The 13,142-nt window shown below is 68.9% G+C and carries 15 protein-coding genes; 2 read left to right on the top strand and 13 right to left on the bottom strand.

All coding sequences use genetic code 11. The annotated features are described in order from the left end of the window. Window positions 1-77: 77 nt before the first annotated feature. Window positions 78-2,006: a thioredoxin domain-containing protein gene (locus IEX93_RS01755; protein ID WP_188845803.1), complete on the bottom strand. Its 1,929-nt coding sequence runs from the start codon at window positions 2,004-2,006 to the stop codon at window positions 78-80. A 139-nt stretch (window positions 2,007-2,145) separates the two neighbouring features. Between IEX93_RS01755 and IEX93_RS01750 the strand changes: the two genes are divergently transcribed. Next, the gene (locus tag IEX93_RS01750) at window positions 2,146-2,400 is read left to right on the top strand and encodes a hypothetical protein (protein ID WP_308789420.1); all 255 of its coding nucleotides are present in this window, start codon (window positions 2,146-2,148) and stop codon (window positions 2,398-2,400) included. Here the strand turns inward: IEX93_RS01750 and IEX93_RS01745 are convergent. Beyond that, entirely contained in the window at window positions 2,315-2,632 is a 318-nt protein-coding gene (locus tag IEX93_RS01745) for a winged helix-turn-helix transcriptional regulator (protein WP_188845800.1), read from the bottom strand. The two genes, IEX93_RS01750 and IEX93_RS01745, sit on opposite strands and share 86 nt — an antisense overlap. 120 nt (window positions 2,633-2,752) lie before the next feature. Here IEX93_RS01745 and fbp point away from each other — a divergent pair, with 120 nt between their 5' ends. Beyond that, window positions 2,753-3,844 (top strand): fructose-1,6-bisphosphate aldolase/phosphatase, encoded by a 1,092-nt coding sequence (gene fbp, locus IEX93_RS01740; RefSeq protein ID WP_188845798.1) that lies wholly within the window; start codon window positions 2,753-2,755, stop codon window positions 3,842-3,844. Window positions 3,845-3,935: 91 nt separating this feature from the next. Here the strand turns inward: fbp and IEX93_RS01735 are convergent, their stop codons facing one another. Genes IEX93_RS01735 through cobJ form a run of 11 tightly spaced genes read right to left on the bottom strand, consistent with a single transcriptional unit; the run spans window position 3,936 to window position 13,138 of the window. Next, window positions 3,936-5,849, bottom strand: a complete 1,914-nt coding sequence (locus tag IEX93_RS01735) for a cobyric acid synthase (protein WP_188845796.1) — start codon at window positions 5,847-5,849, stop codon at window positions 3,936-3,938. A 59-nt stretch (window positions 5,850-5,908) separates the two neighbouring features. Then, window positions 5,909-6,910: a pyridoxal phosphate-dependent aminotransferase gene (locus tag IEX93_RS01730; protein WP_188845794.1), complete on the bottom strand. Its 1,002-nt coding sequence runs from the start codon at window positions 6,908-6,910 to the stop codon at window positions 5,909-5,911. 45 nt (window positions 6,911-6,955) lie between these two features. After that, complete coding sequence (locus tag IEX93_RS01725; RefSeq protein WP_188845792.1) at window positions 6,956-7,285, bottom strand: nucleotidyltransferase domain-containing protein; 330 nt, start codon at window positions 7,283-7,285, stop codon at window positions 6,956-6,958. Beyond that, window positions 7,212-7,643 (bottom strand): HEPN domain-containing protein, encoded by a 432-nt coding sequence (locus IEX93_RS01720; RefSeq protein WP_188845790.1) that lies wholly within the window; start codon window positions 7,641-7,643, stop codon window positions 7,212-7,214. Before IEX93_RS01720 ends, IEX93_RS01725 begins: the two co-directional genes overlap by 74 nt. Window positions 7,644-7,652: 9 nt before the next feature. Beyond that, on the bottom strand, window positions 7,653-8,501 hold the full coding sequence (gene cbiB / locus IEX93_RS01715; protein WP_188845788.1) for an adenosylcobinamide-phosphate synthase CbiB: 849 nt from the start codon (window positions 8,499-8,501) through the stop codon (window positions 7,653-7,655). Continuing rightward, entirely contained in the window at window positions 8,498-9,046 is a 549-nt protein-coding gene (gene bluB / locus IEX93_RS01710; protein WP_188845786.1) for a 5,6-dimethylbenzimidazole synthase, read from the bottom strand. The genes cbiB and bluB overlap by 4 nt, the downstream gene beginning before the upstream one ends. After that, window positions 9,012-9,719, bottom strand: a complete 708-nt coding sequence (gene cobA / locus IEX93_RS01705; protein ID WP_188845778.1) for a uroporphyrinogen-III C-methyltransferase — start codon at window positions 9,717-9,719, stop codon at window positions 9,012-9,014. The genes bluB and cobA overlap by 35 nt, the downstream gene beginning before the upstream one ends. After that, window positions 9,716-10,078: a DUF3209 family protein gene (locus IEX93_RS01700; RefSeq protein ID WP_188845776.1), complete on the bottom strand. Its 363-nt coding sequence runs from the start codon at window positions 10,076-10,078 to the stop codon at window positions 9,716-9,718. The genes cobA and IEX93_RS01700 overlap by 4 nt, the downstream gene beginning before the upstream one ends. Further along, window positions 10,079-11,206: a CbiX/SirB N-terminal domain-containing protein gene (locus IEX93_RS01695; RefSeq protein ID WP_229906071.1), complete on the bottom strand. Its 1,128-nt coding sequence runs from the start codon at window positions 11,204-11,206 to the stop codon at window positions 10,079-10,081. Beyond that, window positions 11,203-12,282 carry a cobalt-precorrin 5A hydrolase gene (locus tag IEX93_RS01690; RefSeq protein WP_188845775.1) on the bottom strand — a complete coding sequence of 360 codons (1,080 nt, stop codon included), beginning with the start codon at window positions 12,280-12,282 and terminating at the stop codon, window positions 11,203-11,205. Before IEX93_RS01690 ends, IEX93_RS01695 begins: the two co-directional genes overlap by 4 nt. After that, entirely contained in the window at window positions 12,275-13,138 is an 864-nt protein-coding gene (gene cobJ / locus IEX93_RS01685; protein ID WP_188845773.1) for a precorrin-3B C(17)-methyltransferase, read from the bottom strand. The genes IEX93_RS01690 and cobJ overlap by 8 nt, the downstream gene beginning before the upstream one ends. Window positions 13,139-13,142: the final 4 nt, after the last annotated feature.

Genomic DNA, 13,142 nt, shown 5'->3' with positions numbered 1-13,142 from the left:
TTAGCCGAAGATGGGGGCGGAGTCAAGCGGTTAAGGGAGAAGAAGCGCACAAGCGGGATGAATCGTGAAAGAAATCACTAAACGCCCTTCCGCACCAAGGCCTCCACCTCCTCCCACCGCTTCACCGGAAGGAAGCAGACCCCCCGCCGGCACACATAGGCCTTCCCCGGCTCCCGGCCCTCCAGGGCCGGCAGGGCCCCGCTCGGCCCCACCACCAGCTGGGTGAGGGGAAGGAAGGCCCCTCTTGCGGCCTCGAGGAGAGGAGAGGGGAGGGGCAGGGCGAGCTCCGTCCCCCGCTCCAAAAGCGCCTTGGCGTAAAGGGCCCCCGGGAGGGCGTGGGGGTAGCGGCCAAGCCAGAGGGCCCTTTGGGCCAAGACCGCCTCGGCCCTTTCCCAGTAGTCCCCGCCGAAGGCCGCCCCAAGCCGCACCAAAGCCTCGGCCAAGGCGCTTTCCCCCGAGGGGATGGCCCCTTCCTCCACCTCCTTGGCGGGAAGGGGGAGGGAAGGCCCTTCCTCCAAAAGCCGCCACCCCGCCTCGGCGAGCCGCCTGGCCCAGTCCAGGTAGGGCCACTCCCCGGTGGCGGCGTAGAGTTCCAGAAGGGCCAAGGCGGCGAAGCTCTGGTCGGCGAGGTAGGCTTCCTCCCCCAGGCTTTCCCGCCAGGCGTGCCGGAGAAGGCCTTCCCGGTACATGGCGGTGAGGAGGAAATGGGCCCCCTTGCGGGCCGCCTCCAGGTAGCGCCCCTCCCCAAGGAGCCTTCCCCCCTCGGCCAAGGCCCGCACCGCCAGGGCGGTCCAGTCGGCCAGGACCTTGTCGTCCAGGGCGGGGGGCATCCTAAGCCTGCGGGCCTTTTGCAGCCTAGCCCGCACCCCCTCCCGCCAGGTGGAAAACCCTTCTCCCAGGGCTTTCCGCACCTCCTCCTCGCCCCAGGCGGTGAGGACGGACCTTTCCCCTAGGTCCTCCCCCAGGGCGAAGTAGCGCCGGGCCAGGGGGAAGTCCTCCCCCAAGGCCTCTCTAAGCTCGGCCTCGGTCCAGGTGTAGTAGCGCCCCTCCTCCTCCTCGCTTTCGGCGTCCAAGGCGGTGAAAAACCCTCCTTCCCGGTGCTGTAGAGAAAGGATCCAGTCCAAAGTCTCCCGGGCTACCCGGAGGAAAAGGGGCTCGCCCCAAAGCCGGTAGGCCCCCAGGTAGACCCGGGCGAGAAGGGCGTTATCGTAGAGCATCTTCTCAAAGTGGGGGACCCTAAAGAAGCGGTCCACGCTGTAGCGGTGGAACCCCCCGCCCACCTGGTCGTAGATCCCGCCCAGGGCCATGGCCTTCAGGGTAGGGAAGAGGAGTCTTTCCGCCCGCCCTTCCCCCTCCCAGGCCCGGGCGAGGAGGTAGAGGAGAAGGGGCCCCTGGGGGAACTTGGGGGCAGGGAGGAAGCCCCCCCACTCCGGGTCAAAGGTGGCCTCGAGGCGGCCCAAAGCCTCCTCCTCGGCCTCTTTGGGGATGGGCCCCGGGGGCGGGGTGAGGCTTCGCCAGAGGGCTTGAGCCAGGCGCTCGGCCTCCTCCAGGACCTCCTTTCGCCTCTTTTGCCAGGCCTCGGCCACGGCCAAAAGGACCCGCTTGAAGCCGGGAAGGCCCATCCGGTCTTCCTTGGGGAAGTAGGTCCCCCCGAAGAAGGGCTTGCCCTCAGGGGTCAGGAAGAGGCTCATGGGCCAGCCCCCCTGGCCCGTGAGGCTCACCAGGGCCCGCATGTAGGCGGCGTCCACATCGGGGCGCTCCTCCCGGTCCACCTTCACCGCCACGAAGTGGGCGTTGAGGAGGCTCGCCACCTCCGGGTCCTTAAAGGACTCCCGGTGCATCACGTGACACCAGTGGCAGGTGTGGTAGCCCACGGAGAGAAAGATGGGCTTGTCCTCGGCTTTAGCCTTCTGGAAGGCCTCTTCCCCGAAGGGGTACCAGTCCACGGGGTCTTCCGCGTGGGCCAGGAGGTAGGGGCTACGGGCGTCCTTCAGGCGGTTTCCCATCTCCCAAAGCCTAGCCCCAAGGGGGGAAGGGGAATCCCCCGTTCCTTACAATGGGAGGCATGGAGGCCCTTAGGGCCTGGCTTCAGGAACCTGGCCTCCAACAGCCTCCTGGAAGGCCCTGCCCCTGGAAGAGGGATGGGTGGCCTCGAGGCCCCAGGTGGAGGCCGCCCACCTCCTCCTGGCCCGACTTCTCCTTAAGGCCGCCCTCGCCCGGGAGGAAAGCCGGGGGGCCCACTTCCGGGAGGACTTTCCCGGGGAGGACTCCAGGCCCTACCACCTGGTGTGGCGGGGAGGGAGGCTTTGGGGGCTTAACCCACGGGGGCTTTCAGGTGCTTGCGGGCCCAGCGCTCCACCGCCTGGATCACCGCCTCTAGCTCCCGGCCCGCCTCGGTGAGGCTGTAGCGGGTCCTGGGGGGCATGTAGGACTCCACCCGCTTCTCCACCACCCCTAGGGCCACCAGGTGCTCGAGGCGCTGGGAGAGGGTGGCGGGGTTGACGCCGCCGATGGCCCGGGAGAGCTCGTTAAAGCCTTTGGGCCCCTCCAGGAGGGCGCGGATGATGTGAAGGGTCCACTTCTCCTGGAGGATATTCAAAGCGGCGTAGACGGGACAGAAGGCCTCGGCCATCCTTCCCATGGTACCACACCGGCCTGTTTCCCCGGTTCCAAGCTTTTAAGGGCTCTTTTCCCGCCCTAAGGGTTGCATGGCCGCTTTGTTCGTGGAAATATGGAAAAGGAGGTGTCCGGCATGAAGGTGACCCTTTCCGTCCTGAAGGCGGACATCGGTTCCGTGGGTGGGCACACCCTGCCAAGCCGCAAGGTCCTGGCCCGGGTGGAGGAGGTGGTGCGGGAGGCGGTGGGCCGCCTCCTCCTGGACGCCTATGTCTTCCACATCGGCGACGACATCGTCCTCCTGCTTTCCCACACCCAGGGCCCGGGCCACCCCGAGGTCCACGGGCTCGCCTGGAAGGCCTTCCGGGAAGGCACGACGGTAGCCAAGGAGGAGGGTCTTTACGGGGCGGGGCAGGACCTCTTGAAGGACGCCTTCACCGGCAACCTCCACGGCCTTGGGCCCCAGGTGGCGGAGATGGAGTTTGAAGAGCGTCCCTCGGAGCCCTTTATGGTGCTGGCCGCCGACAAGACGGAGCCCGGGGCCTTCAACCTGCCCCTCTACCTGGCCTTCGCCGACCCCATGTACTCCTCGGGGCTTCTCCTTTCCCCGGAGCTTCGGCCCGGCTTCCGCTTCCGCATCATGGACCTGGCCCAGACGGAGCGGGATAGCTACATTGAACTGGACGCTCCTGAGCGCCTCTACGATATCGCCACGCTGCTTCGCGACTCCCACCGCTTCGCCATCGCCTCCATCTGGTCCCGGAAGCACGGGGAGGTGGCCGCCGTGGTGAGCACCACCCGCCTTAGGAACATCGCCGGGCGCTACGTGGGCAAGGACGACCCGGTGGCCCTCGTCCGCACCCAGAAGATCTTCCCCGCCACGGAGGAGTTCGGGCCCGTCTTCGCCCTCGCCCCCTTCGTGGCCGGGGACACCCGGGGAAGCCACCACATGCCCCTGATGCCCGTCAAGGCCAACACCCCGGCCTCCACCTTCTTCTGCGTGCCCATGGTCTGCGGCCTGGCCTTCTCCTTGAAGGAGGGGCGGCTTTCCGAGCCCGTGGACCTCTTCGCCGACCCCGTGTGGGAGGCGGTGCGGGCCAAGGTGGTGGAGAAGGCCCAGGAGATGCGCCGTCAGGGGTTCTTCGGCCCCGCTATGCTCCCCATGGAGGAGCTGGAGTACACCGGCATCGCCGAGCGGCTTAGGGAGCTTGCCCGGGAGTTCTCGTAAGATGGGGGCATAAGGGAGGAGCACCTGGCGGGCTACGCCGCTTTGCTCAACCTCTTGGCGGTGGGGTGAAGCTGGCTTCGTGGTTTCTGGCCTACTGAAGCCGAAGGGCCCGCCCCGCCACTAGGAGGTAGGCCTCCCGGGCCTCTTGGGCCAAGAGGGCGTTCACCTGGCCCAGGAGGTCCCGGTAGCGCCGGGCCAGGGCGCTAGCCGGGACGATCCCCATCCCCACCTCGTTGGAAACGGCGATGACCCGCTTGCCGCTTTCCTCCACCGCCCTTAGGAAGCGCTTCCCCTCCTCCAAGGGGTTTAGGCCCCGTTCCATCAGGTTGGCCACCCAGAGGGTGAGGCAGTCCACCACCACGGTGGGGTGGCGGGCCTTCTTTAGGGCCTCCGCCAGGTCTAAGGGCTCCTCCAGGGTCTCCCAGGTGGGGGGGCGTTCCTCCTGGTGGCGGCGGATCCTTTCCGCCATCTCCTCGTCCCGGGCCTCGGCGGTGGCGATGAGGGTGGCGTGGGGGCCAGCGAGCCTTTGGGCCAGGCGGCTTTTGCCGCTTTTGGCCCCCCCCAGGAGGAGGACGAGGCCGGGAGGGGGGGCGGGGTCTAGGGCCTTGGGGCTTCCCGCGGGGAAGGCCTTGCCCCCAAGGCCCAAGGCCCGGTGGAGACTCCTTAGGTCTAGGTGGGCTTCCAGGGCGTCCGCCAGGGCGTCCAGGTTTTCCACCAGGGCCCTCGCCTCCCGGCCGAAGAGGGCCCGCTGCACCCCGGGGTTTTCCAAAAGGCCGTGGAGCCAGGTGGCGAGGAGGCCTCCTTCCTGGTGGAAGAGGGGAAGGCCCTGGCCGTGATGGATCTCGTACCCCTCCACCTCGAGGCCGTTTAACCTCGCCCAGTACCCCGAAAGCCCCTGAAGGCGCACCCGCCCCCTTCTCACGGTCTTCTCGGGGGCCATCCGCACCCGGTAGGGGAGGAGGCCAAGGCCGGGGAAGACCCCCTTTTCCTCCACCCCGGCTTCGTCCTCGAGGGCCTGGCCAAGCATCTCCGCCCCCCCGCAGACGGCGAGGACGGGCTTGCCCCTTTCCAGGTGCCTTTGGATCAGGGGGAGGAAGGCCTTAAGCCAGGGGAGGTCCTTTGCCGGGAGGCGGCTTCCCGGAAGGAGGAGGAGTTCTGAACCTTCCGCCTCCTCGGGGCTTCGGGCGTGGACCAGGCGGGCGAGCTCGGAAAGGGGCCAGAACTCGTCCAGGTTGGCGGCGTGGGGGTAGCGGAGGAGGGCCACTTTGGGGCCTTCCGCCGCCTTGGGGCGGTGGCGGAAGCCGTCCTCCTCGGGGAACTCCAGGGGAAGAAGGGGGAGGGTCCCGAGGACGGGGATGCCCGTCCAGCCCTCCAGAAGCCCGTAGGCGGGCTTGAGGAGCTCCAGGTCCCCCCGGAACTTGTTGAAGGCGAAGCCCACGAGCCTTCCCCGGTGCTCCCCCAAAAGGGCCCAGGTGCCGTAGAGGGCCCCCAAGGCTCCCCCCTGGTCCACGTCCGCCACCAGGAGGGCTTTGGCGTCGGCCCACTCCGCCACCTTTAGGTTCGGGAGGTCGGGCCAGAGGTTCCGCTCCACCGGGCTTCCTGCCCCCTCGAGGACCAAAAGCTCGCACTCGGCCAAAAGCCCTTCCAGGGCCTCCCGGATGGGGGCCTCCAGGTGGGGCTTCCTTTCCTTCCAGGGAAGCCCGGAGAGGAAGGGGTCCACTTTCCCCCACACCACCACCTGGGCACCCCTTTCCCCGAAGGGCTTCACCAGGACGGGGTTCATGCGCACCTCGGGCTCCACCCCGGCGGCCAGGGCCTGGAGCCACTGGGCGGAGGCGATCTCCCCCCCTTGCACCACCCGGGCGTGGTTGGCCATGTTCTGGGCCTTGAAGGGGGCCGCCTTCAGGCCAAGCCGCCGGAAGTGGCGGAGAAGCCCCGCCACCAGGAGGCTTTTCCCCACCCCGCTTCCCGTGCCCCAGACGATGAGGGCCTTAGCCTTTGGCAAGGCGCACCTCCACGGCCCAAAGCTCCCGTAGCCGCCGCGCCGCCTCCCTTAGGTGGGCCTCAAGCTCCACGCCCCAAGTCTACAAGGACCTCCTCCAGGGCGGCGAGGAGGGCCCTTATGGCCTCCTCCTTCTGGGCGGAAAGCCTGAGCCACTCCCGAAGCCCGAAGCTGGTGCAGTCCCGCACCCTTAGGCCCCGCTCCCTTAAGGCCAAGGCCACCTCCGTGGCCCTTTCCACCCGCACCAGGAGGAAGTTGGCGGGGCTTTCCCGGACCTCCAGGCCAAGCCCCCTTAGCCCCCGGGCCAAAAGCCGCCTCAGGCGGAAAAGCTCCCCCTTGCTTTCCGCAAGCCAGGCCTGGGCCCCGGGGTCCAGGTGGCCTAGGAGGAGGGCCTCCCCGTGGACGGAAACGGGCCAGGAGGGGGCCAGGTGCTGGAAGGGGGTGAGGTCCACGGGCCCCACCAGGTACCCCGCCCGCACCCCGGTGAGGCCGTGGGCCTTGTTGGGGCTATAGAGCCAGAAGGCCTTTTGGGGAAGGGGAGGGGGGTTTTCCATCAGGGGGTAGTAGGCCAGGTCCAGGACCAAGGCCCCGCCCGCCCGGTTGGCCGCCTCCTCCAGGAAGGGAAAGACTTCCCCCGTGGGGTTGTTGGGCACGCAAAGGAAGGCCAGGGAGCTTTTGGGGAGGAGGTTCAAAAAGGCCTCGGGGCTTTCCGCCTCCCAAAGGGGAAGGTCCAGGGCCCGGGCGGCCCGGGCGTACTCGCTGAAGGTGGGGGGAAGGAGGAGGATGGGCCCTCTGAGGTAGTTCCACCGGGCCAGGCGGTGGATGAGCTCGCTCGTCCCCGTGCCCACCGCCACCTGCTCCGGGGCCACCCCGTGGGCCTCCGCCAGGGCCCGGCGCACCTTGCGGTAGAGGGGGTCCGGGTAGCGGCTCGGGTCGGTCCTTCGCAGGTACTCCAGGATCACCGGGTTGGGCCCCAGGGCGTTGGCGTTGGTGGAGAAATCCCAAAGGGGCTCGGGGCCCCCGTCAGGCCCCCCGTGGATGGGGCGGAGGACGTCGTCCAGCATCCTTCCCATGGTAAGGAGGCCGCGGGAGGCCGAGTGGGGCCCAGGCTAAGGACGGAGGCGGAGGGCGCCCTCCCGCATCCGGGCGAGGACGGCCTCGAGGCGGGCCGCCTCCTCCTCGGTGTAGGCGTGAAGCTCCAGGGGGAGCCCGGGGAAGGCCTTGCGGGCCAGGCGGTGGAGGTCCTCCCGGCGGGGCCCCCGGTAGAGAAGGAGGAGGTCCACGTCGCTTCCCACCGAGGCCCTTCCCCGGGCCCAGGAGCCGAAGAGCCAGGCCTCGAGGAGGGGGATTTCCCTTTCCAGGGCCTTAAGCCCCTCCTCGAGGCGGAGGAGGAGTTCCTCCCTCGTCCATCTGGGATAGAACACCTTCACAGTAGGCATACACCGCCTCCGCATGTCCCAAGAGGCGCTCGGCCTCGCCCCGCCGGTAGCGTTCAAAGGGAGCGCCTTCGGGTAGCGCATCGGGGTACCGGCTTGGGATGTAGGCCTTGTCCAGCTCGCTGGCGGCATCCAACAGGGCCTCAGGCACAGGAAGCTTTTGGGCAAGCTCTTCCAGAAGCCCTGCCACCGAGTGGCCCCAGGCCACGGCACCCAGCCTCTGAAAAACGGCCTTCACCGCCTTCTCCGCCGCCTGCTGGGCCGCGAAGGCCGCCCACTCAAAAAACCCTTCCCGTAGGGAAAGCCTGGCCTGCTCCAGGTCCCGCTTGGCCTGGAGCAGGAAGTCCCGGCTCCGCTCCACCTCCCAAGCCTACCAAAACCCCGTGGCCGCCGCCAGGAGAAGCCCCACCCCGTACCCCAAACCGCCCACCCACAAAACCCCCTTCCGGAGATGGGCGGGTAGGGGGGAGGGGGCCAGGGGGTTTAAGGCGTAGGCCCCCCGTTTCCTTAGCTGCACCCCGAGCCTCAGGGCCAGGGCGGCCATAGGGAAGCCGGCGTTGGGGGAAGGGGTCTTGCGGGCCTCCCGCCAAAGCCTCCCCCAAAGCCCGGGTGGGCAGAGGAGAAGGCCCGCAAGCCTTGCCGGAAGCAGGTTCAAAAGGTCGTCCGCCCGGGCGGCGAAGGCCCCCCGGGCCCCGTGCTCCGGGTAGCCCCACATGGCGTCGGCGGTGTTGGCGTAGCGGTAGAGGGCGGCCCCCCCGAGGCCGAAGAGGGCGTAGTAGAGGAGAGGGGCGAGGAGGCTATCGGAGAGGTTTTCCGCAAGGCTTTCCAGGGCCGCCTCCCGCACCTCCTCCTCGGAGAGGTCCTCGGTCCTTCGGCTCACGATCCGGGAAAGGCGGGCCCGGGCGGCCTCCAGATCCTCCCCCCAGGCCCTTTCCACCGAAAGCACCTCGGCGAGGAGCATCCTCAGGCTAAAAAGGGGCTTGAGGCAAAGGCCCAAAAGGACCCAGCCCCAGGCCCAGGGCCTGAGGAGGAGGTCCAGGAGGAAGGCGGGAAGGGCGAAGAGAAGGGCCCCCAAGGCCCAGTAGAAGGCCCCGGACCCGAAGCCCCGGACCCTTTTCCAGGCCCAGGAGAGGTAGCGCCCCATCCAGACCACGGGATGGAGCCTCGAGGGAGGCTCGCCCCAAAGGGCGTCCAGGAGGAGGGCGAGGAGGAGGCTCATGGAAAGCGCTCCCTGTAGCGCAAAAGGGGTTCTCTTTGGCGCCAACCCGCCCGTTGCAAAAGGGGTTCGTCCGGCCAGGCGCGGGGGTACCCCAGGCAAAGGTAGGCCAGAAGCCGGTAGTCTGGTTGAGCTCCAAGAAGCCTTGCCACCGCTTCGGGTTCCAGAATGCTCACCCACCCCATCCCGATCCCCTCGGCCCGGGCGGCGATCCAAAGGTTGCCCACTGCCAGAACCACGGAGTAGGCGAGGGTTTCGGGCATGGCGCGGTGGCCCAGGCTTCTTGGGACGGGCCTTTGGAAGACGGCGAGGTGGAGGGGGGCCTCGAGGAGCCCTTCAAGCCGCAAGCGGTCGTAAACCTGCCGGGCTTTCCCTTGGAAAAGGGCCCTCTCCCGAGCCCTTTCCGCTTGGTAGAGCCTTTCCAGGACCTCCTCCGGGATGGGATCGGGCCGGAAGTGGCGGATGTCCCTACGGGTGAGGAGGGCCCGGTAGACCGCCGCCTTTTCCACTTCGCTAAAGGCCGCGGTCTTTTTGGAGGAGTTCGCCATAAAGCCCCACCACCTCCCCCACCACCAGAAGGGCCGGGGAAGGAAGCCCCGCCCCAAGGCCCGGGAGGTCTTCCACCCGGCCAAGCCGCACCGCTTCCCCCGGCCAGCCCACCCGGGCGAGGAGGGCGAGGGGGGTCTTCGGGGAAAACCGCTCCAAAAGCCTCTCCTTAAGCCCCTCCAGGGCGTGGAGAGGCATGAGGAGGACCAGGGTGTCCGCCTGGGGGAGGGGTAGGCTCGGGTCGTGCCCCGTGGCCACGGCGAAGCTCCGGGCGAGGCCCCTATGGGTTAGGGGAAGCCCCAGGGCGGAAAGGGCCCCGACGGCGCTCGTCGCCCCGGGGACCACCTCAAAGGGGATGCCCGCCCGCCTGAGGGCCAAGGCCTCCTCCCCCCCGCGGCCGAAGACCATGGGGTCCCCCCCCTTGAGCCGGGCCACGGTGCGGCCTGCCCGGGCCAGGGCGATGAGCCTCTCGGTGATGGCCTCCTGGGGGGTCTTCTCCCCGTAGCCCTCCTTGCCCACGGGGACGAGCTCCCCCTTGGCCAGGGCGAGGACTTCCGGGTGGACCAGGCGGTCGTGGAGGACCACCTCCGCCTCCTCCAGGACCCTTAGGGCCTTCAGGGTGAGGTGCTCGGGCCCCCCAAAGCCCGCCCCCACCAGGTAGACCTTGCCCCTCATCGCCTCCTCGGGAAGAGGCGGTGGAGCCTGTGGTGAAGGGCGTCCAGGTCCTGGTAGAGGGCCTCGGCCTCCGCCTTAAGGGCCCTGAGGCGCCCCTCCATGGCCTCCGCCGCCAGGATAAGCCCCCGCCAGTAGGGCTCCTCGGGGGCTTGGGCCGCCCTTTCCTCCAGGTGGAGGAGGGCCTCCTTGAGGGCGGCCTCCATGGCGGGGAGGGTCTTGGCCTCGGTGAGGCGCCTAAGCTCGGGCCTTTTCCCGAGGACGGGGAGAAGCTCCTCCCGCTCGTGCTCCAGGTCGTGGGCTTCCTTCTCCAAAAGCTCGCCGATAGCGATCCTCAAAGCCGAAAGCTCGTGGCATGCCATCTAGATCACCTCCAAAAGCTTGGGCCGGTAGATCTCGCCCCCCTCGAGGTGCACCCTCCGCAAGGGCAGGACGTCCTCCGGGCCCACCCCCCCGTAGACCACCCCCTCGGGGTAGGCCAGGAGGATGGGGCCCTTCCCGCAGCGGGAAAGGCAGGGGGTGGGGGTGAGCTGCACCCAAGGCCTGAGGTCCCGAAGGCCCTCCTCGAGGCCCTTAAGGAGGGGCAAGGCCCCCCTCTCCCGGCAGTCCTCCCCGGTGCAGAGGAGGAGGTGGGTGAAGGGCCCGTGGGGGTGGCGGCCCGGGGCGAAGAGGGCGTGGCGGAGGGCCCTGAGCCCGGCGATCTGGGCCTCGCGCCTCGGGGCGTAGCGGCCTACGGGGAAGCGGAAGCGGCAGGTGTCGCAAGGGGCGTACCCCCCTTCCAGGGCCTCCCGGTACCGGTCCGAAAGGGCCCTTAGGAGGGCGGGGTGGCCCATGAGGGGGGGGAGGACCTCCAGGTCCAGCCCCGCCACCCGGCCCTTGAGCCTTTCCTCCACCACCCCCCGGAAGAAGAGGTGGGGAAGGAGGAAGACCCGCCTGGGCCTCAAGGCGGCGAGGCGCAAAAGGGCCTCCCTGGGGGTGGGCCTCGCCTTGGCGGCGTAGGCCGGGACCACGGGAAGCCCCGCCTTCTCCTCTATGAGCCGGGCGAGGGCCGCCCCTTCCGCGTTGGCCCCGGGGTCCGTGCCCCCCCTTAGGACCAGGACCGCTCCGTCCTTCGGCGTGGCCCCCCGCCGGTGAAGCCTTTCCGCCCAGAGGTCCACCAGGGCGGGATGGGTGCCGAGGGGGCGGGCGAGGCGGAAATGGGCCTCGGGGTAGCGGGCCTGCGCCGCCTCCAGGGCCAAAGGAAGGTCCGCCTTGAGGTGCCCCGCCCCCAGGAGCAGAAGGGGCAGGACCACCCCGCCCCCCCGCCGCCCGAGCTCCAGGGCGCTTTCCAGAAGGGTGGGGCTTTGGTGCTCTATGAAGCCCAGGAGGACCTCCACCCCAAGGACCCTTTCCAGGCCCTTCCTAAGGCCCTGGGCCAGGGCCTGGGCCCGTGGGTCTGGGGAGCCGTGGGCGGCGAGGATCAGCCCCGAAGGGGCTAGCTTGGGGATCACGGGAGGGCCTCCTCGGGGATCCCCAAGGGGAGGACCCCCAGGGCCAGGGTGAGGTTCCCCCGCTTGGTCTTCTCCACGAGGAGCCTCGCCCCTTCCGCCAATACGGTGGCCTCGGCCACCCCCCATAGCCCCGTGTGGCGGAAGACCGCCTCCGAGGGGTTGGGGATCCTTTGGGCGTTTAAGACTTCCTTGGGGTAGAAGCGCAAGGGGAGGCCCGTTTCCTCGGCGAAGGCGAGAAGCCCTTCCTCGTCCCGCTTGAGCTCGGCGGTGGCCAGGGCCCGAAGGCTTTCCCGGGCGAAGCCTCCCTCCTCCAAAAAGGCAAAGACCTCCCGCCGGATCTCCGCCAAGGGGGTCCCCCGGTTGCACCCGATCCCCAGGACCAGGGCGGGTGGGTGGGCGAAAAAGGCGGGGACGGGGAGGGGAAAGGGCTTGCGCACGGTGAAGAGGACCATCCCCTCCACCCCTTCCGCCTCCGGGGCCTCTAGGAGGCGCACCATGGGGTAGCGCTTTAAGGGACTCAGGTCCACGCAGTCCGAGTAAAACCCCACGGGCCTCCCGTCCACCAGAAGGGCCGAGACCTCCTTAAGGGGCTTCCAGTCGGGCACCCTGGCCCCCAGGGCCTTGGCCAGGAGGTCGGGGGCGGGGGCGTTGAGGCTATCCGTCCCCGTGGTGAGGACCGCCTCGCCCCCCAGGGCCTCCGCCAGGTGGCGGGCGAGGGGGTTCGCCCCCCCCAGGTGCCCCGCGAGAAGGGGGACGAAGTAGCGCCCTTTTAGGTCCACCACCAAGACGGCGGGGTCCACCCGCTTGTCCAGGATCAGGGGGGCGATGGCCCTTAGGACGATCCCCGAGGCCATGACGAAGACGTGGCCGTCGTGGAGGGGCCAGGTCCTTTGGAGGAGGTCCTTGATGGGCTCGGCGAAGTAGACCGCCCCCTCGAGGAGCCCCCGGTACTTGGCGGCGGCGTAGAGGGTGCTTCCCGGGAGGGCCTTGTGGATCCTTTCCGCCACGGAAAGGCCGGGGAGGGTGAGGGTGTAGACGGCCACCCTCTCGGGGCGCAGGGGCCCGAGCTCAGGCATCCCGCCTCCTTAGAGAAAGCCCTGGCGTCTCCCCGGGGAGGGCTTCCTTGGTGTCCAGGTCGTACTTCAAGGCGTAGCCCCTCGGGGTGAGGAAGGTCCCCTCGTAGAAGCGGCTTTGGCTGTTGCCGATGACCACGGTGGTGAGCATCCCCGCTTCGGCGGTAAGGAGCCCCTCGAGGGTGGTGAGGACCACCTCCTGCCGCTTCCGGTAGGCGCTTTTCACCAGGGCGGCCGGGGTCTCCTTGGGGCGGTAGTTTAAGAGGATCTCGGCGCTTTTCCAAAGCTGCCAGTCCCGCCTTTTGCTTTGAGGGTTGTAGAGGACCACCACGAAGTCCCCCTGGCCTGCGGCGTGGAGCCTCCTTTCAATGAGGGGCCAAGGGGTGAGGAGGTCGGAAAGGCTTAGGAGGCAGGTGTCGTGGGCGAGGGGGCTTCCTAGGAGGCTTGCCACGGCGTTGGCCGCCGTGACCCCGGGGATGACGGCCAGGAAAACCTCCCCCTCCTTCCCGGCGAACCTCCCGGGAAGCCCCACCCCCCCGTCCGCCCGCCTCAGGCCCCTTTCCTCCATGAGCTCCAGGACGGGGGCCGCCATCCCGTAGACCCCGGGGTCCCCCCCCGAGACCAGGGCCACCCTTTGGCCGGAAAGGGCCCTATTTAGGGCCTCCTCCGCCCGGTCCAGTTCCTCGGTCATGCCCTTCCTGACCACCTCCTTCCCCTTAAGGAGCCCCATCTCCTCCAGGAGCTTCACGTAGGTGCTGTAGCCGATGACCACCTCCGCCCCTTCCAGGGCCTCCCGGGCCCTTTGGGTAAGGCCCGGAAGGTCCCCGGGGCCCATGCCCACCAGGTAGAGTTCCCCCATGCCC

This window comes from Thermus composti (genome assembly GCF_014647535.1).
Lineage (GTDB): Bacteria > Deinococcota > Deinococci > Deinococcales > Thermaceae > Thermus > Thermus composti.
This window is presented reverse-complemented; position numbering and strand designations above follow the sequence as displayed.